This is a genomic window from Advenella sp. RU8, from assembly GCF_048381675.1.
Lineage (GTDB): Bacteria > Pseudomonadota > Gammaproteobacteria > Burkholderiales > Burkholderiaceae_B > Advenella.
This window is the reverse complement of record NZ_JBLWIS010000003.1, coordinates 273554-300385: the sequence shown is the minus strand read 5'-3', so window position 1 is coordinate 300385 and position 26832 is coordinate 273554. Positions and strand designations below refer to the sequence as shown.

Below are 26832 nucleotides of genomic sequence, written 5' to 3'. Positions count from 1 at the left end.
ACAACATTTGCTTATACGCTAGTACCTTTACGATAAAGGAATACTCAAAGTTATTCAACTTTGTAAAAGATAAGCTTGTCCGGGCCAAGACTTATGCAGGTAGTTTTATCTTCCACGCAACAGTTACCATGCGGCCTGTACGGTTTTGCCTGCGATAGGAAAAAAAACGATCATGATTCATGAATGTACATAATTCGCTTTCCTCAACAACATTTACGCCATTTTTTTGCAGGCGGTAAACTGCAAGTGCCGATAAATCAGCCAGCCATTTTCCCGGATGATGGGGATGTGACCGAAAATACAACGCCTGATTTTCATCATTATTCATAAAAGCGTCATAAACTTCTTGCCCTACCTCAAAAGCCTCAAATCCGATGGCTGGACCAATCCATGCCCGAAAATTACTCTCCCGGGTTTTGCATCGCATCTTGCCCAGGGTGTTTTCAAGCACGCCATTTAACAAGCCTCGCCAGCCAGCATGCGCTGCCCCAATCACCTCACCGTTCTCAGAAGCCAAGACAACCGGCAAGCAATCCGCCGTCATGATGGCCAGCACCTTGTTGGTTTGCGTGGTGACCGCTGCATCTGCCGTAACAGGGAACGCATTTTCACCAGCCTGGTCGACATCATGGACATCAGTACCATGCACCTGTTCAAGCCATACCACTGGTCCCGGCAACAGGCGCTGTAGCCTGGCCCGGTTTTGCCCAACGGCAACCGGATCATCGCCCGTATGCAAGCCCATATTCATGGAATCATAGGGGGGCAGGCTCTGGCCACCCTGCCGGGTAGTACAAAAATACTGCACGCCGGGCCACGGTTTGCCTGTTACGGTATGGAGATTTTTCCAGCTTGCACCGAGATTATCATTATCAGTTTGTGTAATCGTCATTGAAGTGCTTCTTCCCATTGAATAGCTGCAATAACCTGCTGCATGTCTTCAGCCAGTCCGGACTCAAACTCGCAAAGAGATTCGGTTTCCGGATCGATGAATTGGAGGCGACGCGCATGCAGCATTTGGCGCTGCGCCCCCGCCAAGGGCTTGCCACCATACAATTCATCGCCCAGAAGCGGATGCCCGATACTGGATAGATGCACCCTGATCTGATGCGTGCGCCCGGTTTCCAGTTTACAACGCACCATTGACACCGCCTTGTCCTGCACCCTGCCCGAGGCCAGCAAAGTGTAATGGGTACGGGCCTCTTTGGGGGCAACCGGACGATCAACAGACATCCGGACCGGCACTTTCCGGTCACGGCCAATCGGGGCGTCTATCAATCCCTGGGGCTTGGCCTGCCCCATTACCAGGGCAACATATTCGCGGCCCACCGTACGGGCCTGCAATTGCCGGACCAGATGCGTCTGCGCCTGTTCGGTACGGGCCACCACCAGAAGACCGGAAGTATCTTTATCTAGCCGATGAACAATACCCGCCCGTGGCACATGAGCCAATTCCGGAAAACGGTACAGCAGGCCATTGAGCAGGGTACCGTGCCAATTACCGGCCCCCGGATGGGTAACCAGGCCCGCCGGTTTTTCAACCACCAGCCACTGGCTGCTTTCACCCAAAACCGTAAATTCAACGGGCTCTGGGGTGAACGCAAGGCTTTCTTCGGCAATCGGCTCCCAAACGGTAATAATATCGCTGGGTCCCACAATTTGCCTGACTTTACCCGGTTTTTCATTGACCGTTACACACCCTGTTTCTATCCAGGATTGCAACCGGCTTCTTGAATGCTCGGGAATTAATTGCGCCAATATCTTATCAAGGCGATCACCCTTTACTGAAACCGGAACCCTGAAAATCCGTGGTTCTGTGTCAATAAATTCATCTTGTTGGGAAATTGTAGTATCAGACATGGATTAATAATCATATAATGTTGAGTCGCAATGCTAACATTGTGTGAACCGTTTTGGCCTTTAACTTACTGTAACCCATCTAATTATGCAAAAAAGTATTATTCGTCACTCATTATTGGTGCTGTGTTCCGTGGCCGTTGCCGGGTGCAGTGGTGTGTTCAAGAGCCAGGAAGACAAAACACAAGGTTGGACAGCAGACCAGCTTTACCAGGAAGCCCGTGAGAACGTCCGTGCTTCTGAATGGAAAGGTGCCAGCCAAAACCTGAAAGCTGTAGAAACCCGCTTCCCTTATAGCAGCCAGGCCCAACAGGCACTTATTGACCAGGCCTATGTTTACTGGAAAGATGACGAACCCGAACAGGCAACGGCAGCCATTAACCGATTCCTGGCATTGTACCCCAACCACCCAGGTACCGATTACATGCTTTACCTTAAAGGCCTGGTTACCTTTACACCTCCAAGCGCCTTCCTAAGCAGCTATACCGGTCAGGACCCCAGCGAACGTGACCCTAAAGGCCTGCGCCAGTCCTACCAGGCATTCAATGAACTGGTCACCCGATTCCCCGACAGCCGTTATGCCCATGATGCGCGTTCCCGCCTTACCTGGCTGGTTAGCACGATTGCAGAAAACGAAGTTAACATTGCCGAATACTACTACAAACGGGATGCCTATGTAGCCGCCATCAACCGCAGCCAGGCAGTCATTCGTGACTTCTCGGGCGTACAGGCTGCCGAGCGCGCCCTGTACATCATGATGATGTCTTATGAAAAGCTGGGCATGAATGAACAGGCTAACGACGCCAAGCGCGTTCTTGACCAGAACTTCCCCAACAGCAAATATATTGCCCAAGGCCTTGATGGCGACAAGCACTGGTCCGACATGTTCAAACCCGCTTCATGGTTTAACAACTAAAATCACAACGCTACACAAAAACCTAACCAGGTTTAAAAAACCCCGGCAAAGCGGCTTAAGAGCCAGCTTGCCGGGGTTTTTCATCACTTGAAGGCGTAAGCTGTTTGATACTCGACCCCCAGAGGAGGCCTTTCAGGTTTACTGAGTCTCGTCAGCCTGTGGTTCGGGCTTGGCAAAAAACTCAACCGCTTCTTCCAAATAGCGGGTACGGCTAAAAGAAGGCAAGCCCCGCCAAAGCAATTTTCCATAAGGCTTTTCAACCAGCCTTCGGTCTCCCACCATTAATACCCCCCAGTCACTTTCCGTGCGGATCAGGCGCCCGGCCCCCTGTTTGAGGGCAATGGCAGCACCGGGAATTTGATATTCAAAGAAAGGATTACCGCCTTCCTGGCGACAGGCCTTGATCCGGGCTTCCAGAACCGGATCATCCGGTGGCGCAAAAGGAAGTTTGTCAATGGCCACCAAAGTGAGGATATCACCCGGAAAATCCACGCCTTCCCAAAAACTGGCACTACCAACCAGCACGGCATTGGCATGCTGCCTGAATCGCTGGATAAGTTGCCCGCGGGTGCTTTCCCCTTGGCGCATCACAGGACGGTCAATATCTTCCTTGTCAAAAGCCTTGATCAGCAGATGGGCAAAATAATCCACTGCCCTGAGGGTGGTGCATAAAACCAGTACACCGCCAGGCGTGGCCTTGATCAGGGGCAGCAATGTATCGACAAAAGCCTGGGCAAATTCAGGGGACTGGGTTTCTGGCAAATGATTGGGCACATACAGCAATGCCTTGTCTTTGTAATTAAAGGGGGATTCCCAGCGCTCGGTGCGGGCATTATACAAACCCAGTTGACGCGTGAAATGGGAAAAGTCTTTGTATACGGAAAGTGTGGCCGAAGTAAAAACCCAGGCCTGGTCGGGTTTCTTATAGCGGGCAAAGGTATGTACCGACAAAGGGGCCGAATTCAGTCGCAAGTGATGCAGGCCAAACTCCACCCATCGCACCAGAACTTCCTGCTGGCGTTTTTTTTGCGGTGCAGTGGCTGCTTCTTCATCTTCCTGGACAGGTTCAGCATCCAGCTCGGGTAAGGCGGCATGGGTCCATCGGTAAATTTTAGCCCTGAGTTCCGCACCACTCTTAGCAGCGGCCATCAAGTCGGGATGCCGCTCTTGTACCGCTACCAGCATGCGAACCAGCTTGTCCAGTTCCTCTTCCATATTGGCAAGGGTTTCATTGAACTTTTCCGGCTCGGGAATTTGCTCATAGGCTGCCCTTTTACCGGGCATTTTATCGATACCGGCAGCCACGAGGCGCAAATCTTTTACGTAATATTCAACTTTCTTGCACGCCTCGCTCCAACGCGCCGAATCTCGCGCCTGGGCCAGGCAGGCCACTTCGGTGGTTTTCAGGAAATCCATGATTTGCGAAGTGGAAACGGTATCACCCATGAAGCGGGTTGCCACATCAGGCAACTGGTGCGCCTCATCAAAAATAACCGTATCAGCAGCAGGCAGCAAATCGGCAATGCCTTCTTCTTTTAAGACCAGGTCAGCAAAAAACAATGCATGATTGATCACCACGACATCGGCTTCCTGCGCATTGCGCCTTGCTTTCAGCAAGAAACAGTCTTTCACGAAAGGACAATCCTGGTTCAGGCAGTTCTCGCGGGTGGAAGTGGCCCGGCCCCAGATATCGGCATCTTCGGGAACCTGTGCGCAATCGGTTTTATCACCCGTATGGCTGCGGTCGGCAAACTGGCGGATATACCGAAGCTGCACCACCTCCTCTTTTGAACGCAGGGAGCGGTCGTCCTGCTCCATCCGGCTTAAATGGTAATGGCAGACGTAGTTGCTGCGTCCCTTGAGCAGGGCAACATGCACCGGCACAGCCATGACTTTTTTCAGGCGCGGCACATCTTTGGTGTACAGCTGGTCTTGCAGGGTGCGGGTCCCGGTAGAAACAATAACCTTGCCCCCTGATAAAAACGCCGGCACCAGATAAGCCCAGGTTTTGCCGGTACCGGTGCCGGCTTCAGCCACCAACACCGATTTGGACTGTATGGTGTCATCAATAGCCTGCGCAAGCTGAATTTGTGCATCACGCACCTTGTAACCCGGAATGGCACCGGCAAAAGGCCCCTCTTGCAGGAACCAATCGGAAATATCAAAATCAAGAACTCGCACACGCTTTCCAAACAACTAAAAATGAAGGCAATCCGCCCATACGCTATTTTAATGATAGTAGCGAAGCTGCGGCCCTTATCAGCAGGAACAGGATGAAATAATCCGGCACCAACCGCCAATCACCCAGACAAATTAACCGATATGGCTAGCCCCCTCACCACAAGCCTGCTGCTTATGGCACAATTTACAGTTCGTTTTTAACTTTTTTAAGCAGACATGTCCGAAACACCAAGTACCGAAACTGCCACAGGCATTGATGAACAACGCATTATTACGCTACTGGCCCAGGAGCTGAACGTACGTCCGGCACAAATTGCCGCTACGGTTTCACTGCTTGATGAAGGCGCCACGGTTCCCTTTATCGCCCGTTACCGCAAAGAGGTCACCGGTGGCCTTGACGATACCGTTTTGCGTAATCTTGAAGTCCGTCTTTTGTATGTACGGGAACTGGAAACCCGTCGCCTGGCGATTGTCGAGTCTATCGGCCAGCAGGGCAAATTGACCCCGGAACTGGAAGCGGCAATTGCTGCGGCCGATACCAAGCAACGCCTTGAAGACCTTTACGCCCCCTTCAAGCCCAAACGCCGCACCCGTGCCCAGATTGCCCGCGAAGCTGGCCTTGAGCCCCTGGCCGATGAGATCCTGGCCAATAAAAATGCGGTACCTGCCGAACTTGCCGAACAATACCTCAACCCGGAATTAAATATCAAGGATGGCAAAGCCGCCCTTGATGGCGCGCGTGACATTCTGGCAGAACGATTTGCAGAAAACGCCGACTTGCTGGCCGACATGCGCGAGCATTTGTGGAACCAGGGCTGGCTCTACTCCAAGGTGGTGGAAGGTAAAGAGAGCGAGGGTGACAATTTCCGCGACTGGTTCGATTTCAAAGAGCCGGTTAAAACCCTGCCCTCACACCGAATTCTGGCTTTGTTGCGCGGACGCCAACAAGGCATGCTTGATTTGCGCATTGGCCTGAATGAAGAACAGGATGCCCTGGTACCCCATCCTTGCGTCGTCCGCATCAGCGACTTCCTGCAACTGGATGCCGATTACACGATTGATGCCAGTGCACGTGGCAAATGGCTGGCCGAAGTTTCCCGCTGGACATGGCGGGTCAAACTGTTAACCGCCTTTGAATCTGAAATGATTGGCAAGTTGCGTGAGCAGGCCGAAGAAGAAGCCATCAAGGTGTTTGCCGCCAACCTGAAAGACCTGCTGCTGGCCGCACCGGCCGGACCAAAATCGGTGCTTGGGCTGGACCCGGGCATTCGTACCGGTGTCAAGGTAGCCGCCATCGACCCAACCGGAAAGCTGTTGGATACCGCCACCATCTACCCGTTTGAACCACGCCGCGACCGCGAAGGTTCCATCCGTACCCTGGCCGCTTTAATTGCCCGCCACAAGATCCAGTTAATTGCCATTGGCAACGGAACCGCTTCACGCGAAACCGAAAAGCTGGTGGCCGACATGCTGCAGGCTTTCCCCAACCCCGATGTCAAAAAAATCGTGGTATCCGAAGCCGGAGCCTCGGTTTACTCGGCCTCTGAACTGGCCGCCAAAGAATTTCCCGAGCTGGATGTCAGCCTGCGCGGTGCCGTTTCGATTGCCCGTCGCCTGCAAGACCCCCTGGCTGAACTGGTCAAGATTGAACCCAAGGCCATCGGGGTTGGGCAATACCAGCACGATGTGAACCAACGCGAACTGGCCCGCTCGCTTGATGCCGTGATTGAAGATTGCGTGAACGCGGTGGGGGTTGATGTCAATACGGCCTCTGCTCCCCTGCTTACCCGGGTATCGGGACTCAATGCCACCCTGGCCAAAAATATTGTCGAATGGCGTGACCAAAACGGCGCCTTCCCCAATCGTACCGCCTTGATGAATGTTTCGCGTTTTGGAGCCAAGGCTTTTGAACAGGCCGCCGGCTTTCTGCGCGTCCCCAATGGTGACAATCCGCTGGATGCTTCTTCAGTGCACCCTGAAGCCTACCCGGTAGTCGCGCGTATCCTGGACAAAATCCAGGCTGATGTCAAATCCATCATCGGCAAAAAAGATGCCTTGAAGGGCGTCTCACCGGCCGATTTTACCGATGAGCGTTTCGGTTTGCCAACCGTCAAGGATATTTTCAGCGAACTTGAAAAACCGGGCCGTGACCCACGCCCCGAATTCAAGACTGCTACCTTCAAGGAAGGTATTGAAACCATTAATGACCTGCTGCCCGGCATGATTCTGGAAGGGGTTGTTACCAACGTGGCCAATTTTGGGGCTTTTGTCGATATTGGCGTGCATCAGGATGGCCTGGTGCATATTTCAGCCCTGGCTGACAAGTTTGTCAAAGACCCACGTGATGTAGTGCGGGTTGGACAAACGGTACAAGTCAAGGTTCAGGAAGTAGACGCGCAACGCAAACGGATTGCCCTGACCATGCGACTGAATGACGAGAGCCTGCCGGTTAGCCGCAGTAATGCCGGTGCTGCGGCTGGCAATCGCCCTCGTGGCCAGAACCGTCAACAAGCGGCAGACAGCAAACCGCCTGCCAACAATGCCATGGCAGCCGCCTTTGCCAAACTCAAGCGCTAGGCTGGCATTGTCCCGGGCCATATCGGCCAACTAAAGTAGCACAAAAAAATGCCCCGAAGCGATTCGGGGCATTTGCCTATATTGCCTATAAGCCTGAAAACAATAGCTTGACAATGAAAATCAGGATTCCGGGGCGTCCACCACTTCAGATGCCTGAAACTGCATGGCCCACATGCGGGCATAAATGGCATTTTTCTCTAGCAGTTCGCTATGTGTGCCCTGCTCCATGATTCTGCCCTGATCCATCACGATAATCCGGTCAGCATCTACAATGGTAGAAAGCCGATGAGCAATAATAAGGGTGGTCCGGTTCTTGGCAATCTGGAATAGTTCATCCTGGATCTTGCGCTCGGTACGGGTATCCAACGCGCTGGTGGCTTCATCCAGCACCAGGATCGGTGGATCTTTTAAAATGGTACGTGCAATGGCCACCCTTTGCTTTTCACCGCCGGACAGCTTCAGGCCCCGCTCGCCCACCTGTGATTCATAGCCATCTGGCAAGCTGGTCACAAACTGATGGATACTGGCAGACTTGGCCGCCTCTATGACCTCTTCGTGCGAAGCGGAAGGACGGCCATAGGCAATGTTGTAATAAATCGAATTATTGAACAATACCGTATCCTGGGGCACAATCCCAATATGCTGGCGCAGGCTTAACTGGGTATAGGAGCGGATATCCCTGCCATTGATCAGGATACTTCCCGAACCGACATCATAAAAACGGAACAGCAGGCGAGACAAGGTTGACTTGCCGGCGCCGGACGTTCCTACCACGGCAACCGTTTCTCCGGCCCCTACCTTGAAAGACACATTGTGAAGAATCTGCCGTTCGCTTTCATAAGAAAAACCCACATCCTTAAACTCGATTTCTGCCTGCCGAGTATTTAACACAATGGCATCTTTGTCATCCTTGATTTCCTGCTGCTCATCCATCAGCCCAAACATGCGCTCCATATCAGACAATGAGTTCTTAATTTCACGGTAGATGAAACCCAGAAAATTCAGGGGAGCGTACAACTGGGTAAGGTAGGCCGATACCAGCACAACATCTCCAACGGTCATGCTTCCCTGAACGACCCGGTCTGCCGACATCCACAGCAAAACGGTAATCCCGACGGTAATAATCACACCCTGGCCGGCATTCAGGAAATTCAACGAGACCTGATTCTTGACTGATGATTCAACCCATTTACCCAGGTTCTCATCGTAGCGGTTAATCTCATAAGCTTCGTTATTAAAATATTTAACGGTTTCATAATTGATCAGAGCATCAATCGCCTGAGTATTGGCCATGCTGTCCAAGCTATTCATGCGACGTCGCATGACCATGCGTTTTTCAGTTACGGCAAGGGTAAACAAAATATAGGCAACAATCGTTAGCATGGTTACCCCTGCAAACCAGATGTCATAGCGCCATAGCAAGATACCCATGACCATGGTCAATTCCAGCAAGGTGGGCAAAATATTGAACAGGGTAAAATTCAATACAAAGCCAATGCCCTTGGTGCCCCGGTCTATATCCCTGCTAAGACCACCGGTTTGACGAAGCAGGTGAAACCGCATAGACAGGCCAAACAAATGCTCAAAAATGTTTTTGGCTATTTTACGAATGGAACCCTGTGTGACCTTGGCAAACAGGGCATCCCTGAGTTCGCCAAAAAGACTGCTGGAAATACGCGCAAAACCGTAAGCCAACAGGGCAGCCACTGGCAAAACCAGCGCATTCGTTGGCATACTGAGCTGATCAACAATATCTTTCAGGAAAATCGGCAAGACTACGCTGGCTACTTTGGCCAGAACCAGGCACAACAGGGCAAGGCCAACACGCCATTTGAATTGCCAGACATAAGGTAAGAGGGATAATATAACGCCAAAACTGACTTTATTAGACGCCGATTTCGGTGGATTCTGCTCTGATTGAATTCTCATATATGTTCTTGTAACAACGGACCCATCTTATTACCTGTTCCGCTGCAACGCTGCGCAAAGGCTGGGCAAGATGACAACCCTTTTCATCCCGGTAATGACAACGGTCATAAAAAAAACAACCACTGGGCAAATGCCGGTTACCTGGCAATTCGGGCAAATCGACCGGACCGTTCATGGTCAGGCTGCCCGTCATGTCAGGTACGGCATCAAGCAAAAGCCGGGTATAGGGATGGGCCGGCTTTTGCAAAACTTCAGCTGTAGAACCCAGCTCAACAATTTGCCCCAGGTACATGACCGCAATCCTTTTGCTCATATGCTTTATAACAGAAACATTATGGGAAATCAGGATATAGCTTAGATTCCTTGCTTTTTGCAAATCGTTAAGCAAATTCAGTATTTGTGCCTGGACCGAAATATCCAGCGCCGAGGTGGGTTCATCCAGCACAATAATATCAGGATTGGGAGCCAGGGCTCGTGCAATGGCTATCCGCTGACGCTGCCCACCTGAAAATTCATGTGGAAAACGGTCCAGGTATTCTTCACGTAATCCCACCTGCACGGCAAGATCCGCTGCTATTTTACGCAATTGCGCCCGGGAATGACCACCATTGATATGAATTGGCTCAGTAATGACTTTCCAGACAGGCAAACGCGGATCAAGTGAAGACTGCGGATCCTGGAACACAATCTGGATATTGGGTTTGGCACCCGCAGTATGCCAGCTTACACTACCCCGGGTAGGCGGCAACAGGCCCATCAACACCTGTGCCAAGGTGCTTTTGCCACAACCCGACTCGCCCACAATACCCAGGGTTTCTCCTGCGTTGGCGTGCAAGTCTATGCCGTTCAGGACATGCGCGGTTGACTTGACCTGACCCAGCCAGTTTTTTTGCACCGTAAAATGAACATGGACATCGTTCAGGGAAACCAGGCGGTTATTTGTATTTGGCATTGCGTTTATCCTCTTCCTGCACAATCCAACAGGCAACCTTGTGGGATGGATCTGACGTTAACGGTAATAAATCAGGGACATTGCGGCAAATATATTCCTTGCGTTCGCAGCGGTTCATGAATGAACAGCAAGCGGGCAACTGTGCCAGATCGGGCACCTGCCCGCCAATGGTTTTCAGGGGGGCGCCTGGCTGTACATTTTCGGGCAAGCCAGCCAGCAAGCCTTGCGTGTAAGGATGCTGCGGGTGACTCATCACATCACGGGTCCAGCCGTCCTCAACGACCGATCCGGCATACATCACATACACCCGCTGACAAAACTGCGAGACCACCGCCATATCATGGGTGATCAGCAAAATGGCCGTGCCGGTTTGACGGGCACGCTCCCTGAGCAACAGCAAGACCTGCTTTTGCACCGTCACATCCAGCGCGGTGGTCGGCTCATCGGCAATCAACAGCTTGGGTTCACAGGAAAATGCCAAAGCAATCATGATGCGCTGGCGCATGCCCCCAGATAGTTCAAACGGATAACTGTCAAACACCCGCTCGGGATCGGCAATATACATATCCCGCAGCAGGCCCAGGGTTTTTTCCCTGGCCTTGGCCTTGCTGATGGGTTGATGCTGCAAAATCACATTGATGATTTGCTTGCCCACCTTCATGACAGGATTCAGGGCGGTCATAGGTTCCTGAAAAATCATGGAAACCTCACTGCCGCGAATAGACCGCATTTCTTTTTCAGTCATTTTCAGGACATCTTTGCCCGACTGCCTTATGGTGCCACGGGTTACCCGGTAGCTGTCAGACGGAATCAAGCGCATGCCCATCATGGCACAAACCGATTTTCCCGACCCTGATTCACCGACCAGGCCAACAATCTCACCGGCAGCCACCTGCAGGTTGACCCCATTCAGGGCCTTGACTGCCCCTTTATAAACGGGAAACTCGATATGCAGATTTTCTACACTGAGTACCAGTTCATCTGTCTGGCCAGCATGATTGTCTTGCATTACTTCACCTTCTGTTTGGGATCCAGCATATCGCGCACCCCATCACCCAACAAATTAAAGCCAATGGCCGTTATTAAAATGGCCAGGCCAGGAAAGGTGGAATACCACCACTGGTCAATAAGAAAGTTACGACCGGCAGAAACCATGGCACCCCATTCAGCTGTTGGCTGTTGTGCACCTAAACCGATAAAGCCCAATGCCGCCGCCATGAGTATGGCATTGCCGATATCAAGCGTGGTTTGCACAATAATTGGTGGCAAGGCATTTCTGATAACGTGCCATTGCACAATATGACGGCGACTGGCACCGAAGGTTTCCGCGGCTTTGACATACACCATTTCACGAATGCCCAGTGTTTGCCCCCGCGCAAGCCGGACATAATACGGAATGCGCACCAGAGTAATAGCCAGCATAGCATTGAACAGGCTGGGCCCCAAAGCCGCGGCCAGGGCCATGGTCAGCACCAAAGAAGGAATAGACAACATGACATCCATGATGCGCATGATGATGGTATCTACCCATTTGCCAAAAATACCCGAAAAACAGCCAATAACTGTGCCGATGAAGCTGGCCACGAAAGCCACAAACAAACCCACGCCAATTGATTGCTGGCCACCATACAGGACGCGACTGAAAATATCCCGCCCTACTTCATCGGTGCCAAACCAATGGGCCATTGAAGGAGGCTGCAAACGGGCCCGTAAATTAATAACATCGGGATGATAAGGCGCCAACACCGGTGCCAGCAATGCAGCCAGGCACATAAAAATGATAATGCCCAACCCCACCATGGTCATGGGACTGCGCCGCAATTGATACCAGAAATATGAACCCCTGTTTTTGAGGCCTGCAACCATTGCCATCATTAACCCACCTCTTTAATGCGTGGATCAATCATCAAGTAAAGCAAATCCACCACCAGATTCAACAACACATACACAAATGAAACCAGCACGGCAAAACCCATGACCGCCGGAAAATCCAGTGCCTGGATGGAATTGACCACATACAGCCCCATGCCTGGCCAACCGAACACTGTTTCTGTCAGAACGGCACCATATAACAAATCCCCCATGGCCAGTCCCAGCACCGTTACCGAAGGAATCAAGGCATTAGGCAAGGCATGCCTGAGAATAACCTGCCACTTCGGTAGCCCATAAGCCTTGGCAGTGCGAATATAATCTTCGCCTAACTGCTCGAGCATGGAAGAACGGATCTGCCGTGCAACCACGCCAAGATGCACAAAGCTTAAGGTTAATGCGGGCAACACAAGATGCCACAACGCATTGAAAAAAGTCGCCATCTCACCTGCCAGCAGTGAGTCCACCAGATAGAAACCAGTTACAAATGGGGGAACCGGCACCCCTTGGCTTAATCTTCCGCCTGCCGGAAACCAGGACAGGTGTCCATAAAAAATGATGATTAACCCCAAACCCAGCCAGAAAGCCGGCATGGAAATACCCATGACAGAAATGGTTCTGGCTATTTGGTCGATCCACTTGTTTTTATAGACCGCCGACAATACCCCTAGCGGCACACCAATTAATATGGCCAGTATCAGGGAAACCACGGCCAGTTCCATCGTGGCCGGAAAAAATGCCAGCAAATCCTGCAACACTGGCCGACCGGTGCGGATCGAGGTCCCCAGATCCCCGTGTAGCAATCCTTTCAGGTAGAGCCAGTACTGTTCATACAGGGGAAGATTCAGGCCCAGTTTTTCACGAATCGCGTCGACCATGGCATCGCTTGCCCGGTCACCCGCAATGAGTCGGGCCGGATCGCCAGGAATCAGGTGGGAAACAATAAAGGTAATGACCGACACGCCCAGCACGACAAAAACAAGGCCGACAAGACGTTTGGAGATAATTTGAAAAACCGACATGCCCGGCATCCATCAGCAAAAGCGCCCGTTAAACGAGCGCTTTTGCCGGTTAATGTTAATTAAAAACCCGATTATTCCTTGCTGATATCTTGCACGTTATAAACGTCATCAAGCATGGGATTATAAGCAAAGCCTTTCACGTTATCACGCAAGCCAATTTCTTCACTTTTCTGGAAGAGGTACGCATAGGCGAAATCGTCCAGTACCATTTTCTGGGCTTGTTGATACAGTTTGGTACGCTCGGCCTGATCGCTGATTTCAGCGGCTTTACGGATCAGCTTATCTACTTCAGGATTGCTATAAAAGGAGCGATTACCAGGCAAACCGGCTTTTTCAGAATCGAACCAGTAATTCATGAACATGTATGGATCGGCAAAGTCGGGACTCCAGTTACCAATGGCGATGTCAAACTCACCTTTACCCAAGCGGTCGCGCATGGTTGCATTAGCCAGTTTTTCAAGTTTGACATTCACACCCAAGGCAGCCAAATTTGCCTGCACCGTCAGGGCGATGGGCTCCCAGTTGGCATCACGGTTTGAATACAGCAGCGTGAGGTCTTTTTTACCCAAATTGGCCTTGGCAAAACTTGCCTTGGCAAGCCCCAGGTCCTGTTTGAAACCAGGATTGGAATCATCATAAGCCCACATGCCATCAGGAATGGGACCTTTAAGTTGTTTACCCTGATTGTTCAACACGCCTTCAACAATACCTTGGTAATCAATGGCAGCGGAAACTCCCTTGCGGGCATCCAGGTTGGCAAGTGGTCCGGTTTTATTGTTCAGGTATAGGTAAGTAACCAATAAAGAAGGAACCTTCTCAAAATGCACACCCGGTTTGCTTTTCAAGGACTCAATCTGGTCGACAGGCAGCTTGGCAACAATATCCAGGTCGCCGTTTTGCAATTGCAGGCGCTGGGCAGATGCATCCGGGATGATTTTCAAAAGTACCTTGTCCAGAACAGGCTTTTCACCGCCGTAATGGGGGTTGCGTTCCAATTGGATGGATTGGCCCTTATCCCACTTGCTCATTTGGTAGGGACCTGAGCCAGCGGTATTGCCGGCCAGGAACTTGTCAGCGCCTCCCTCGGCTTTTTCTACGGCCGGATTAACAATGCCCGCCCCGTTATTGGCCAGAATATAAAGGAAAGGCGCAAAAGGGGTTTCCAGCTTGAATTCAACCGTAAGCGGATCTTTCACACTGGTTTGCATGGCCGGAAAAGGCTCTGAAGGCCCCTGTTTGATACGTAATAAGCGATCAAACGTATATTTGACCGCATCAGCGTTTACATCGCTGCCATCGGCAAATTTTTGCCCAGGCTTAAGCTTGAATGTCCATGTCAGGTTATCGTCAGAGGCCGTCCAGCTGTCAGCCAGATCGCCTTCCACGTTAGTAGAGCCTTTTTTATATTTGACCAGATGCTGGTAGCTTGGATAGGTTACTGTCCAGTCGTTATTATCGATGGTTACGGCAGGATCCAGGGTTTGCGGATCGGATGACTTGGCAATCACCAAGGTGTCTTTCGGCGTTGCCGCCATTGTGCCTGGCATGGCGACGGAAAACCCAAGTGCCGAAGCAAAAACCGTTAACAGTAATTTTCTGTAAATGCGATGTCCTGACATATGCGAATTCTCCCAATGAATATCGACTTGAACGCAGAACATCTTAGCAAAACTAATTTAAATTAGAAATAGTGTTTACCCGATTATTGTAAAAAAAATTTCCTTTAAGAAAATAGCGCTGCAAGCCAAGGATTAAACGATGACAAGATCGCTTTCAATCATGGGATAAGCACGACTGTTGGGCAACTCATAATGCCACCACTCGGAAGGGATGCTAATAAACCCGGCATGCAGCATGATACCCAGCAGCAAGAGACGGTTTCTTTGCACTTCGAGCGGCAAGTCATTGCGATCATGATGCGAGTGTTCTTGCATGTCATCAAATCCGGTACCCATATCCAGTTCCTGGCCCTGCGCATTTAACAGTGTGACATCAAGCGCTACGCCACGGGAATGGTTTGAGCCTTGGGCCGGATCTGACACATATTGGGCATCCGACAGGACTGACCAAAAAATTTCCTGGGCTTTGCCGGGACGAAAAGCATCGAAAATCTTAAGGGTCATGCCAGCCTGCCTGGCATAGTTAGCGGCCTTGCGCAAACAGGCTTCGGCATCAGGATGAAGGGCACAAACCGCTTTCTGGTAAACCACTTTTCCGGCCAGATTATTGGGGCTGGCATAAACCAGGTCTATCACCACGCCATGCGTCTGTTCAGTAATAATTGATAATGCTGTTGTGCCCACGTCTCTTCCTCTTTATGCTTTCATTGATTCAATGGCTTCAATCAGAAGAGTGATATTACCATCAAGTTCAGCCTGGCTGGATGCAGAAAAACCACTAGCCACCGGCTGACCGTCAAGATGAATCTCAACATTGCAAGCCTGTTCGTTTTTGGCAAGCAAGCCAGTGATATTTTCAGTTTGCAGACGCTTGGTCACCAAGCCGGCATCTTTCGGGTTTTCAAACGGCACGGATAACAACAATTCTTGGCCGCTGGCAGCAATCAGGCGGAAACGGAATCGCCCTTCTTCATCGCGGAAGCTGACAAATCGGGCAGCCTTGGCGGTTTTTTTCTGCTCTTTCACCGTGGCTTTTACCGCGACCGCATTACGCAACCCAACCGCCTGGCGAATTTCATTCATGAACGGTGTGGCTTCACGACGCGCTTTTTTGGCCCCTTCCTGCAAAATTTCTTCTATCTGGTCGGGTTTGGCCATCAAGTCGTTATAACGTTCACGCATCGGGGCCAAGGTATTTTCCAGCAAATCACCCAACGCCTGCTTGGCATCTCCCCACCCCATGCCATCCAGCAACTGCTGCCTGAAAGCAGCCGCTTCTTCCTGACTGGCAAAAGCGCGATAAATCGTGAACAAGTGGGACTCATCAGGATCTTTGGGCTCGCCGGGCAAGCGGGAGTCAGTCTGGATACGGGCAATAGCTGCCTTCAACTGCTTGCCGGTACCTTCAAACAAAGGAATGGTATTGTTATAACTTTTGGACATTTTTCTGCCGTCCAGTCCCGGCAAGGTCGCCACTTCTTCTTCGATATGGACTTCGGGCAAAGTGAAATAATCGCGCCCTGCCCCATACTGGTGATTAAAGCGCTGGGCAATGTCACGGGCCATTTCCAGATGCTGGATCTGGTCACGTCCTACCGGAACCTTATTGGCATTAAACATGAGGATATCAGCCGCCATCAGGATCGGATATGAGAACAAGCCCATATTGACCCCGTCGTCGGGTTCTACATTTTTGGCCACATTCTGGTCTACCGATGCCTTGTAGGCATGGGCACGATTCATCAAACCCTTGGGGGTAAGGCAGGTTAGAATCCAGCTGAGCTCGGGTATCTCGGGAATATCCGACTGGCGGTAAAACGTAACCCGGCTTGTGTCCAGGCCGGCAGCCAGCCAGGTAGCGGCGATTTCAAGGCGTGAGCGTGCCACGCGCAATGGATCATCACATTTAATCAGGGCGTGGTAGTCAGCCAGAAAAAAGAAGGCATCTACATTGTCTTCACGGCTGGCATTAATGGCAGGCCGGATGGCACCTGCATAGTTACCCAGATGGGGGGTGCCAGAAGTGGTGATACCGGTTAGCACTCTTGTGTTTTTACTCATGAATTTCAATTCCCAATTTACAGACTGACCGATTCCCTTCGTTCAGACTCAAGATATTCTTTCGATTGCATTTCCATGATACGTGAAACCGTACGATGGAACTCATTGGACAACGTACCTTCGGTATATAACTCATCTGGCTCACACTCGGCTGACATGATCAGCTTGACCTTATGGTCATATAAAACGTCTATCAGCCAGGTAAAACGGCGGGCCTCGGAGGCATGCTTGGGACGCATTCTAGGTACGTCAGATAAAATAATCGTATGAAAACGACTCGCCAGTTCCAGGTAGTCATTTTGCGAGCGTGGACCGCCACACAATGTAGCAAAAGAGAACCACACCACCGATCCACCCAGGGCTTCGGCACGGATTTCACGGTTTTCTATGTGCAATACCGGGTCCTGATTGGTCGAGTCAGAGAGTTGTTCAAACGCCTCCTGCAATTCCTGACGGGTTTGTGCAGTCAGCGGTGTATGGTACATCTTTACCTGCTCAAGCGTACGCAGGCGGTAATCCACGCCGGTATCCACGTTCAAGACATCCATTCGATCCTGGATCAGCTTGATGGCAGGCAGGATACGATCCCGATGCAAGCCATCCGGGTATAAGGTGGATGGCTCGTAGTTGGAAGTCATCACAAAAGATGTGCCATGTTCAAACAGTTTAAGCAGCAAACGATACAAAATCATTGCATCGGCAATATCCGAAACGTGGAATTCATCAAAGCAGATCAGGCGATATTTTTTGGCAATGCGTCGTGCCACTTCATCTAACGGATCTTGCGTACCCTTTATTTGCTGCAACTGCAGATGTACGCCACGCATGAATTCATGAAAGTGAATCCTGGTTTTGCGCTTGACCGGAACGGTCAGGTAAAACGAATCCATTAAAAAGCTTTTGCCACGCCCAACCCCTCCCCACATGTATACACCCTTGGGAATCTGTGGACGATTGAACAGTTTTTTAAGCCTGCTTGAGCGCTGTTCCTTGAAGGCGATCCAATCATCATAATACTTCTGCAAGCGACGGATTGCCTTCTGCTGTGCCGCATCTGCCTTGTAACCGCGTTCACCCAGTGCTTTTTCATAATACTGCAAAACATTCATGACAATAAATTCAAGTTTAAATATTCATTATATTAAAAAAGGCCTGCCGCCGGATTGGCTGTTCCGGGAACACCAACCACGAGCCGCAGGCCTGCTATTTCAAGCAAAACTTAAAACAGTACCAACTTGATTAGAAATTCAATGCACGTTTATCAACCGCAAGGGCTGCTTCTTTCATTGCTTCAGACAAAGTTGGGTGTGCATGGCAGATACGGGCGATATCTTCGGCCGCACCCTTGAATTCCATAATGGTTACTGCTTCTGCGATAAGTTCAGAAGCTGATGGGCCAATAATATGAACGCCCAGGACTTCATCGGTCTTGGCGTCTGCAATGATTTTCACAAAACCGGTTGTATCGCCCAACGCACGTGCACGGCCGTTGGCCAGAAATGGGAAACTGCCCACTTTGATTTCACGTTTTTCAGCTTTCAACGCCTGCTCTGTTTTACCAACCCAGGCAATTTCTGGAGCGGTATAAATAACAGAAGGAATCGTGTCGAAATTGACATGACCGTGCTGACCGGCAATACGCTCAGCCACTGCCACACCTTCTTCTTCAGCCTTGTGAGCCAGCATTGGACCACGCACCACATCACCCACTGCCCATACGTTAGGTAAGTTGGTTTTGCAATCAGCATCAACCACAACGAAACCACGTTCGTCCAGTTGCAGGCCAACCGCTTCTGTATTCAAGCCAGTGGTGTAAGGAACGCGACCGATGGAAACGATCAGTTTGTCTACAACTAATGACTGCTCTTCACCTTTGGCTGTAGTGTAAGGAATGGTGATTGCTTTAGCGGTTTGCTTGATTTCACCAATTTTCACGCCGGTTTCAATAACCAGGCCTTGTTTGGCAAATGCTTTTTGTGCTTCTTTGGCAACCTGTGCATCACATACGGCCAGGAAGTCGGGAGCGGCTTCAAGCACAACTACTTCAGCACCCAGACGGCGCCATACGCTGCCCAGTTCAAGACCAATAACACCCGCACCAATTACACCCAGTTTTTTAGGAACGGCTGGAATGTTCAGGGCACCGTCGTTGGACAGAACCTGTGTTTCGTCGAAGGCCAGGCCTGGCAATGCGCGAGGCTGTGAACCGGTAGCCACAATCACGTGCGTGGCGCTAATGGTTTCTTCTTTTTTGCCGCTCACTTTAATGCTGTAGCTGCCATCTGCGGCTTTACCGGCAAATTCGCCTTTGCCAGAGAAGAAAGTTACTTTGTTCTTTTTGAAGAGGAACTGGATACCATCGTTGTTTTGCTTGACAACCGTATCTTTGCGACCGATCAGGGTCTCAAGTTTCAACTTGACATTGCCCACTTCAATGCCGTGCTCGGCAAAATGGTGGTTGGCCTGTTCAAAATGTTCGGATGACTGCAGCAGGGCTTTAGAAGGAATACAACCCACGTTGGTACATGTACCACCTGGTTTTGGATTGCCGGCTTCATCAGTCCAGGCATCGATACATGCCACTTTTTTACCTAACTGCGCCGCACGGATCGCTGCAATGTATCCACCAGGACCGGCACCAATAACAACCACATCAAATTGAGTAGACATAACAATTCTCTTTAATTTAATTCATTTGCATGCACACCAGGTGCATATAAAGAATCACGCCCCGTAAGGGGGCGTGATACCGTATGTATTAATTACAGATCAAGCAACAGGCGTTGTGGATCTTCGAGTGCTTCTTTCATCGCGACCAAGCCAAGAACGGCTTCACGACCGTCGATAATACGGTGGTCGTAAGACATGGCGAAGAAGTTGACTGGACGGATAACAATTTGACCGTTTTCAACCACTGCACGATCTTTGGTCGCATGAATGCCAAGAATCGCAGACTGCGGTGGGTTGATAATAGGTGTGGACAGCATAGAGCCGAATGTACCACCGTTGGAGATAGAGAATGTACCGCCAGTCAGCTCATCGAGGGTCAGTTTGCCATCACGTGCCTTGGCACCGAATTCGGCAATTTTTTTCTCGATGTCGGCAATCGACATTTGGTCTGCATTGCGCAGAATAGGTACAACCAGGCCACGTGGGCTGCCAACTGCGATACCAATATCGAAGTAACCGTGATAGATGATATCTTTGCCATCAACAGAAGCGTTAAGGACAGGATATTTTTTCAGCGCGGCAACCGCTGCTTTTACAAAGAAAGACATAAAGCCCAGCTTGATGCCGTGTTCTTTCTCGAATTTATCTTTGTATTTGTTACGCAGGTCGATAACCGCTTTCATGTTGACTTCGTTGAAAGTAGTCAAAATTGCGTTTTCAGACTGAGATTGCAACAGACGCTCGGCAACACGTGCACGCAGGCGTGTCATTGGTACACGCTGTTCTGGACGGCCATCCAAAGAAACAGACAGGGGTACAGCAGGCGCAGCCACTGATTTTGCAGGTGCGGAAGCAGCTACAGCGTCAGCTTTTGTGACGCGACCGTCACGGCCAGAACCGGCTACATCACCAGCGCTGATGCCTTTTTCAGACAGGATTTTGCTTGCGGCAGGAGAAGCTACACCACTAACGGTTTTGCTTTCTGCTGCCACAGGTGCTGCAGCGGCAACAACAGGAGCTGCTTCTGCTGCAGGCGCAGCAGTTGCACCAACCGTAGCTTCAGTGTCGATTTTAGCCAGCAGCTGTTCTGCTGTTACAGTGCTGCCGTCAGCTTCAACGATTTCAACAATCACACCAGATGCTGGTGCGGGAACCTCAAGAACTACTTTATCGGTTTCAACTTCAATCAGGGTTTCGTCCTGGGTAACCGCTTCACCAACTTTCTTTTTCCATTCAAGCAGAGTTGCTTCAGAAATTGATTCTGATAATTGGGGAACGATAACGTTAATAATAGCCATTTTTTTAATCCGTAAAATATGTTAGTCCAATTACTTGGTTAGGATAAAACCTTTTAATTTCGGCGCAAATGCCTGTTCAATAAGTGCTTTTTGCTGTTCCACGTGTTTGGCCATATAGCCAACAGCAGGAGAAGAAGAAGCATTGCGGCCTGCATAAGACAATTTCTGACCGGCAGTCATGTTCTCATACAGATGATGCTGAATATAGAACCATGGACCTTGGTTCTGAGGTTCATCCTGGACCCAGATAACTTCTGTGGCGTTAGGATATTTCTTGATTTCCGCTTCAAATGCCTTATGGGCAAACGGATACAACTGTTCAACGCGAATGATGGCAACATCATCGGCTTCACGTTCGGTACGTGCATTTACCAGATCGTAATAGACTTTACCGGAGCAAGCCAGAATGCGCTTGACTTTATCAGCCTTGATATCGACGTTGACTTCAGGGATGACCGGCTGGAATTCACCGGTAGCCAAGTCGGCTAACGGAGAGGTTGCGTCTTTGTTACGCAGTAATGATTTAGGTGTAAAGATCACCAAAGGCTTACGGAACTGACGAATCATCTGACGACGCAGCAAATGGAAAATTTGTGCGGCATTAGTAGGCTGCACCACTTGCATATTGTTGTCTGCACACAATTGCAGGAAGCGCTCGATACGGGCAGATGAGTGCTCTGGGCCTTGGCCTTCATAACCGTGTGGCAACATCATGGTCAAGCCACACTGGCGTCCCCATTTTGCTTCACCGGAAGAAATAAACTGGTCAATCACAACCTGTGCACCATTAACGAAGTCACCAAACTGGGCTTCCCAAATGGTCAAGGTATTGGGTTCTGAACACGCATAACCATATTCGAAGCCTAATACCGCCTCTTCAGAAAGGACAGAGTCGATAACAGTGAAAGGTGCCTGGTTTTCGGCAACGTTTTGCAATGGAATATAAGTACCATCATCCCAACGCTCACGTTTTTGATCGTGCAATACAGCATGACGGTGTGTAAAAGTACCACGACCTGAGTCTTGACCGGTAATGCGTACGGCATAACCGGAAGCGACCAGGGTTGCAAATGCCAGGTGCTCACCCATACCCCAGTCAAGGTTTTGCTCGCCAGCCGCCATATTACGGCGGTCATTCAGCAATTTTTTCACTAGGTTATGAGGCGTAAAGTTTTCTGGAACAGTGGTGATTTTCTCACCGATCCGCTTGAGCTCAGCTAATGGCACAGCGGTATCCGCGTGATCTGTCCATTTAGCGCCCAGGAACGGTGTCCAGTCAATCGAGTATTTGTTTTTGTAGTCTGTCAGTACTGGCTCGACGGTTTTCTGGCCGTCTTCCATCAGCTGACGGTATTCTTTGACCATTTGGTCTGGGCCGTCTGCATCCAGCACGCCTTGGGCAACCAGTTTGTCACCGTACAGTTTGCGTGTACCGGGGTGAACGCTGATGCTTTTGTACATCAAAGGCTGTGTCAGGGCTGGCGTATCCTGTTCGTTGTGACCCAGTTTACGGAAGCAGATGATATCAATCACGACATCATGACCAAATTCCATGCGGTAATCAACAGCCAACTGTGACACGAAAGCAACCGCTTCAGGATCATCACCGTTTACGTGGAAAACCGGTGCTTCGATCATTTTCACAACATCGGTACAATACAGGGTTGAACGTACGTCGCGTGGATCAGAAGTTGTAAAGCCGATTTGGTTGTTAATAACAATATGAACCGTACCACCGGTACCGTAACCACGGGTTTGGGCAAGGTTCAGGGTTTCCATGACAACGCCCTGGCCGGCAAAAGCCGAGTCACCGTGTACCAGAACCGGTAAAACCTGTTGCTTGCCATTTTCACGGCGTTCCTGGCGTGCACGTGCACTACCTTCGACAACCGGATTGACGATTTCAAGATGAGACGGGTTAAATGCCAATGAAAGGTGAACCGGACCGCTACGTGTAGACAGGTCGCTAGAGAAACCATTATGGTATTTCACGTCACCATCGGTAAGACCTTCTGCGTGCTTGCCTTCAAATTCGGCAAACAGGTCACCGGGCATTTTACCCATGATGTTAACCAGCATGTTCAGGCGACCACGGTGGGCCATGCCAACCACGATTTCATGTATGCCACGATCTGCTCCGTGGTTAACGATTTCGTCCATGGAAGCGATAAAGCTTTCACCGCCTTCCAGGGAGAAACGCTTCTGACCCACATATTTGGTGTGCAGGAAACGTTCCAGGCCTTCGGCTTCGGTCAGTTGCTGCAGAATGCGTTTTTTCTGGTTAGCGTCGAAGTTGGGATTGCTTTGGATGCTTTCAAGACGCTCTTGTACCCAGCGCTTGGCTTTAGGGTCTGACATGTGCATGAATTCGGCACCAATGCTGCGGCAGTAAGTATCGCGCAGGGCATTGAGGATTTCACGCAGGGTCATGGTGGTTTTCTTGGTGAAATAGGTATTCGTTGCAGAATACACTTCATCAAGGTCGGCTTCAGTCAGACCGTAAAAAGCAGGATCGAGTTCCGGAATTGAAGGACGTTCACTACGTTTCAGGGGATCTAGCGCTGCCAGACGTACACCTAATGAGCGATAAGCGGCAATAAGAGACTGTACATGCAGTTGCTTGCTGGCGACTTCAAGGTTAGGTGGGGCAATTTGCTGAACCACAAAAGCATTGGCTTTGGCGCGTTGGGCAAATGAAGTAATGACAGAGCTGTGATTTTGATCACGGGTTCCTGTAGAACCATCGGTTGCAGGCAAATTCTGCAACTGATCAAAATAAGCACGCCATTCTTCTGGTGCTGAATCAGGATTGTCTAGATAAGCTTCATAGAGCTCTTCGACATATGGGGCATTGCTGCCGAATAAATAAGATGTGGATTTCTTTTCAATTTCCGTAGTCATAAACGCTTCACCGGTATGAGTGTTTCACCCTTTGGATGCAGGAATACCTTCCGCGTTACGGCTAGACCGAATTGCGGATAGCGGGGCAGAAGGCACGTACTAGCCTTAAAAGCCAATAACACAAAAGTATACCCCTATTTATCAAGCTTTTCGCTATAAAGTTTTCAAAAACAAAAGATTATTAATGCTTACTGATTAGCAAATTGGTATATTTGTATAATTCGTTGCTTTATAAACACGATTAGCTTTAATTTATCAAACTAAAAATACAATAGGGTCTTCTCTACTATGAATCACGATTTCAACAAACTGGCGCTGGACTATCACGCTTATCCTACCCCCGGTAAGATATCAGTGACACCAACCAAGCCGCTAGCCAACCAGGACGATCTCTCACTTGCTTATTCTCCCGGTGTAGCGGCTGCATGCATGGCCATTTTCAATGAAGGCGATGAAGCCGCAGCTAAATATACTTCCCGCTCCAATCTGGTTGGCGTGATCACCAACGGTACTGCCGTACTTGGCTTGGGCAACATTGGTCCGCTTGCCGCCAAACCGGTCATGGAAGGCAAAGGATGCCTGTTCAAAAAATTTGCCGGCGTTGACGTTTTTGACATTGAACTGGCAGAACGCGACCCCGATAAGCTCGTGGATATCATTGCCGCACTTGAACCCACATTGGGCGGCGTGAACCTGGAAGACATCAAGGCCCCTGAATGTTTCTATATTGAAAAAAAACTGCGCGAACGCATGCGCATCCCGGTATTTCACGACGACCAGCACGGCACCGCTATCATTTCATCAGCAGCCGTCCTGAATGGACTGAAAATCGTCAATAAAAATCCGGCCGAGGTCAAGCTGATCTGCTCAGGCGCTGGCGCTGCAGCGATTGCCTGCCTCGACTTGCTGACCAAAGTAGGCATTAGCAGGGAAAACATTTATGTCTGTGACTCTCGCGGCGTGATCTGGAAAGGCCGTGATGAAAACATGGAAGAAAACAAGGCACGCTACGCCCAAGACACCGATGCCCGCACCTTGGCCGATGTCATCAAGGATGCTGACGTTTTCCTGGGCTGCTCGACAGCCGGTGTCCTGACCAAAGACATGGTCAAATCAATGGGCAGCCAGCCACTGATTCTGGCCTTGGCCAATCCCGACCCGGAAATCCTCCCTCAAGACGCCAAGGAAGCACGTCCCGATTGCATTATTGCAACCGGCCGCTCCGATTACCCTAACCAAGTCAATAACGTATTGTGCTTCCCATTCATTTTCCGGGGTGCGCTTGACGTTGGCGCCACCCGCATTACCGAAGAAATGAAACTGGCTTGCGTCAAGGCAATTTCCGAACTGGCTCAAGCCGAACAAAATGATGAGGTCGCCTCGGTTTACCAGGACCAAGACCTGAATTTTGGTCCTGAATACATTATTCCCAAACCGTTTGACCCGCGCCTTATCGTCCAGATTGCCCCCGCTATTGCACAGGCCGCCATGGACTCTGGCGTGGCTACGCGCCCGATTGAAGACATGGATGCCTACCGCAGCCAGTTAATGAGCTTTATTTACCGCTCTGGTCAATTGATGCGCCCACTTTACAAACAAGCAAAATCAGACCCCAAACGGGTGATTTTTGCTGACGGTGAAGATGAACGCATCCTGCATGCAGCCCAAACCGTTATTGATGAAAAACTGGCTTATCCGATTCTGGTCGGACGCCCCGGCGTTATCAATATGCGCATTGAAAAACTGGGCCTTCGCCTGGTCAACGGCAAAAACGTCGAAATCGTCAATCCAGAAGATGACGACCGTTTCAACGAAACCTGGCAAGCCTACTACAAACTGAAAGCACGTGATGGCGTTACCCCCAACATTGCGAAAGCGATGGTTCGTAAACACAACACGCTTATTGGTGTCATGCTAATGGAACGCGGTGACGCCGATGCCATGATTTGCGGTGTTTCAAGCAAGTTTGACAACCAGTTGAAATATGTCCAGGAAGTCATTGGCCTGAAACCCGGCGCCCAGACCTTTGCCGCCATGAACGTACTCATGCTGCCAGATGAAACCCTGTTCATTTGTGACACACATGTTAACGAAAACCCCAGTGCTGAACAGATTGCCGACATTACCATCCAGGCTGCCGAAGAAATGATTCGCTTTGGCATCACACCTAAAATTGCCCTTCTGTCTCATTCCAATTTTGGTAGTCGTCCCACTGAATCTTCCAGAAAAATGGCTCGTGCCCGCGAAATTATTGCCGAACGTGCACCATTACTGGAAGTGGATGGAGAAATGCATGCCGACTCAGCACTGTCAGAAAAAATTCGCCTCAACGCGTTCCCTGACTCGACACTTAAAGGTCGCGCCAACCTGCTGATCATGCCAAATCTGGACACCGGCAATATTACATACAATATGCTGAAAATGACGGGCAGCAATGGCATTGCGATGGGTCCCGTCCTGCTGGGCGCAGCAAGACCTGTGCATATCCTTACCACTAGCGCAACAACACGCCGTATTGTCAATATGACTGCACTGGCTGTTGTTGATGCGCAGCAATCACAAGGAAACTAGGTTTTGTTGAAAAGCGATGATCTTGCCAAACTGCTGCTCAGACTTGGGGTGGGCTTCCTGATCCTGTTTCATGGTTTGACCAAAATCTCAAACGGGATAGATCCGGTCATTGGCATGGTAACCGCCAAAGGCTTGCCCGCATTTGTCGCCTATGGCGTTTATGCGGGCGAGGTCATTGCGCCAATCATGGTGATCATTGGCCTTTATACCCGCCCTGCCGCCCTCGTTATTGCGGTGAATATGCTGTTTGCCTTTTTCCTTGTACATATGGGGCAACTGTCTTCATTCAGCCGCTCGGGTGGCTGGGTACCTGAATTGCCTGCCCTTTTTCTTGTGGGTGCACTGGCCATTTTCCTGGGCGGCGCAGGCAAATACTGCCTTAACACGCCTTATAACAACTAATCGCCTT

Annotated in this window: 19 protein-coding genes; 4 read left to right on the top strand and 15 right to left on the bottom strand. The window is 50.3% G+C overall.

The window, feature by feature from the left end; translation table 11 throughout:
* Nucleotides 1–91 precede the first annotated feature (91 nt).
* Both pgeF and ACM5Q9_RS06365 read right to left on the bottom strand, forming a co-directional pair.
* A complete protein-coding gene (pgeF, locus tag ACM5Q9_RS06370) occupies nucleotides 92–892 on the bottom strand; it encodes a peptidoglycan editing factor PgeF (RefSeq protein ID WP_418143892.1) in 801 nt (266 codons plus the stop codon).
* The gene (locus tag ACM5Q9_RS06365) at nucleotides 889–1860 is read right to left on the bottom strand and encodes an RluA family pseudouridine synthase (protein ID WP_418143891.1); all 972 of its coding nucleotides are present in this window, start codon (nucleotides 1858–1860) and stop codon (nucleotides 889–891) included. The genes pgeF and ACM5Q9_RS06365 overlap by 4 nt, the downstream gene beginning before the upstream one ends.
* A gap of 85 nt (nucleotides 1861–1945) precedes the next feature.
* Between ACM5Q9_RS06365 and ACM5Q9_RS06360 the strand changes: the two genes are divergently transcribed.
* Entirely contained in the window at nucleotides 1946–2773 is an 828-nt protein-coding gene (locus ACM5Q9_RS06360) for an outer membrane protein assembly factor BamD (protein ID WP_418143890.1), read from the top strand.
* 138 nt (nucleotides 2774–2911) lie between these two features.
* Here ACM5Q9_RS06360 and ACM5Q9_RS06355 read toward each other — a convergent pair whose 3' ends face one another.
* Entirely contained in the window at nucleotides 2912–4954 is a 2043-nt protein-coding gene (locus ACM5Q9_RS06355; RefSeq protein ID WP_418143889.1) for an ATP-dependent DNA helicase, read from the bottom strand.
* Between the two features lie 216 nt (nucleotides 4955–5170).
* Between ACM5Q9_RS06355 and ACM5Q9_RS06350 the strand changes: the two genes are divergently transcribed.
* Nucleotides 5171–7531 (top strand): Tex family protein, encoded by a 2361-nt coding sequence (locus ACM5Q9_RS06350; protein WP_418143888.1) that lies wholly within the window; start codon nucleotides 5171–5173, stop codon nucleotides 7529–7531.
* A gap of 120 nt (nucleotides 7532–7651) precedes the next feature.
* Here the strand turns inward: ACM5Q9_RS06350 and ACM5Q9_RS06345 are convergent, their stop codons facing one another.
* From ACM5Q9_RS06345 to ACM5Q9_RS06290, 12 genes are all read right to left on the bottom strand, one after another.
* On the bottom strand, nucleotides 7652–9460 hold the full coding sequence (locus tag ACM5Q9_RS06345) for an ABCB family ABC transporter ATP-binding protein/permease (RefSeq protein ID WP_418143887.1): 1809 nt from the start codon (nucleotides 9458–9460) through the stop codon (nucleotides 7652–7654).
* Nucleotides 9417–10412 (bottom strand): ABC transporter ATP-binding protein, encoded by a 996-nt coding sequence (locus tag ACM5Q9_RS06340; protein ID WP_418143886.1) that lies wholly within the window; start codon nucleotides 10410–10412, stop codon nucleotides 9417–9419. Before ACM5Q9_RS06340 ends, ACM5Q9_RS06345 begins: the two co-directional genes overlap by 44 nt.
* Nucleotides 10396–11421 (bottom strand): ABC transporter ATP-binding protein, encoded by a 1026-nt coding sequence (locus ACM5Q9_RS06335; protein WP_418143885.1) that lies wholly within the window; start codon nucleotides 11419–11421, stop codon nucleotides 10396–10398. Before ACM5Q9_RS06335 ends, ACM5Q9_RS06340 begins: the two co-directional genes overlap by 17 nt.
* Nucleotides 11421–12287 carry a D,D-dipeptide ABC transporter permease gene (ddpC, locus tag ACM5Q9_RS06330; RefSeq protein ID WP_418143884.1) on the bottom strand — a complete coding sequence of 289 codons (867 nt, stop codon included), beginning with the start codon at nucleotides 12285–12287 and terminating at the stop codon, nucleotides 11421–11423. The genes ACM5Q9_RS06335 and ddpC overlap by 1 nt, the downstream gene beginning before the upstream one ends.
* Nucleotides 12287–13303, bottom strand: coding sequence for an ABC transporter permease (locus tag ACM5Q9_RS06325; protein ID WP_418143883.1), 1017 nt, complete (start codon nucleotides 13301–13303; stop codon nucleotides 12287–12289). The genes ddpC and ACM5Q9_RS06325 overlap by 1 nt, the downstream gene beginning before the upstream one ends.
* 71 nt (nucleotides 13304–13374) lie before the next feature.
* Nucleotides 13375–14922 carry an ABC transporter substrate-binding protein gene (locus ACM5Q9_RS06320; protein ID WP_418143882.1) on the bottom strand — a complete coding sequence of 516 codons (1548 nt, stop codon included), beginning with the start codon at nucleotides 14920–14922 and terminating at the stop codon, nucleotides 13375–13377.
* A 132-nt stretch (nucleotides 14923–15054) separates the two neighbouring features.
* A complete protein-coding gene (ddpX, locus tag ACM5Q9_RS06315) occupies nucleotides 15055–15606 on the bottom strand; it encodes a D-alanyl-D-alanine dipeptidase (protein ID WP_418143881.1) in 552 nt (183 codons plus the stop codon).
* 12 nt (nucleotides 15607–15618) lie between these two features.
* Nucleotides 15619–16983: a tryptophan--tRNA ligase gene (locus tag ACM5Q9_RS06310; RefSeq protein ID WP_418143880.1), complete on the bottom strand. Its 1365-nt coding sequence runs from the start codon at nucleotides 16981–16983 to the stop codon at nucleotides 15619–15621.
* Nucleotides 16984–17000: 17 nt separating this feature from the next.
* Nucleotides 17001–18092, bottom strand: coding sequence for a cell division protein ZapE (gene zapE / locus ACM5Q9_RS06305; RefSeq protein ID WP_418143879.1), 1092 nt, complete (start codon nucleotides 18090–18092; stop codon nucleotides 17001–17003).
* Between the two features lie 130 nt (nucleotides 18093–18222).
* Complete coding sequence (gene lpdA, locus ACM5Q9_RS06300; RefSeq protein ID WP_418143878.1) at nucleotides 18223–19653, bottom strand: dihydrolipoyl dehydrogenase; 1431 nt, start codon at nucleotides 19651–19653, stop codon at nucleotides 18223–18225.
* Nucleotides 19654–19745: 92 nt separating this feature from the next.
* Nucleotides 19746–20951, bottom strand: a complete 1206-nt coding sequence (odhB, locus tag ACM5Q9_RS06295; RefSeq protein ID WP_418143877.1) for a 2-oxoglutarate dehydrogenase complex dihydrolipoyllysine-residue succinyltransferase — start codon at nucleotides 20949–20951, stop codon at nucleotides 19746–19748.
* Between the two features lie 30 nt (nucleotides 20952–20981).
* Nucleotides 20982–23852 carry a 2-oxoglutarate dehydrogenase E1 component gene (locus ACM5Q9_RS06290; protein ID WP_418143876.1) on the bottom strand — a complete coding sequence of 957 codons (2871 nt, stop codon included), beginning with the start codon at nucleotides 23850–23852 and terminating at the stop codon, nucleotides 20982–20984.
* A gap of 288 nt (nucleotides 23853–24140) precedes the next feature.
* Between ACM5Q9_RS06290 and ACM5Q9_RS06285 the strand changes: the two genes are divergently transcribed.
* Both ACM5Q9_RS06285 and ACM5Q9_RS06280 read left to right on the top strand, forming a co-directional pair.
* Entirely contained in the window at nucleotides 24141–26423 is a 2283-nt protein-coding gene (locus ACM5Q9_RS06285) for an NADP-dependent malic enzyme (protein WP_418143875.1), read from the top strand.
* Between the two features lie 3 nt (nucleotides 26424–26426).
* A complete protein-coding gene (locus ACM5Q9_RS06280) occupies nucleotides 26427–26825 on the top strand; it encodes a DoxX family protein (protein ID WP_418143874.1) in 399 nt (132 codons plus the stop codon).
* Nucleotides 26826–26832: the final 7 nt, after the last annotated feature.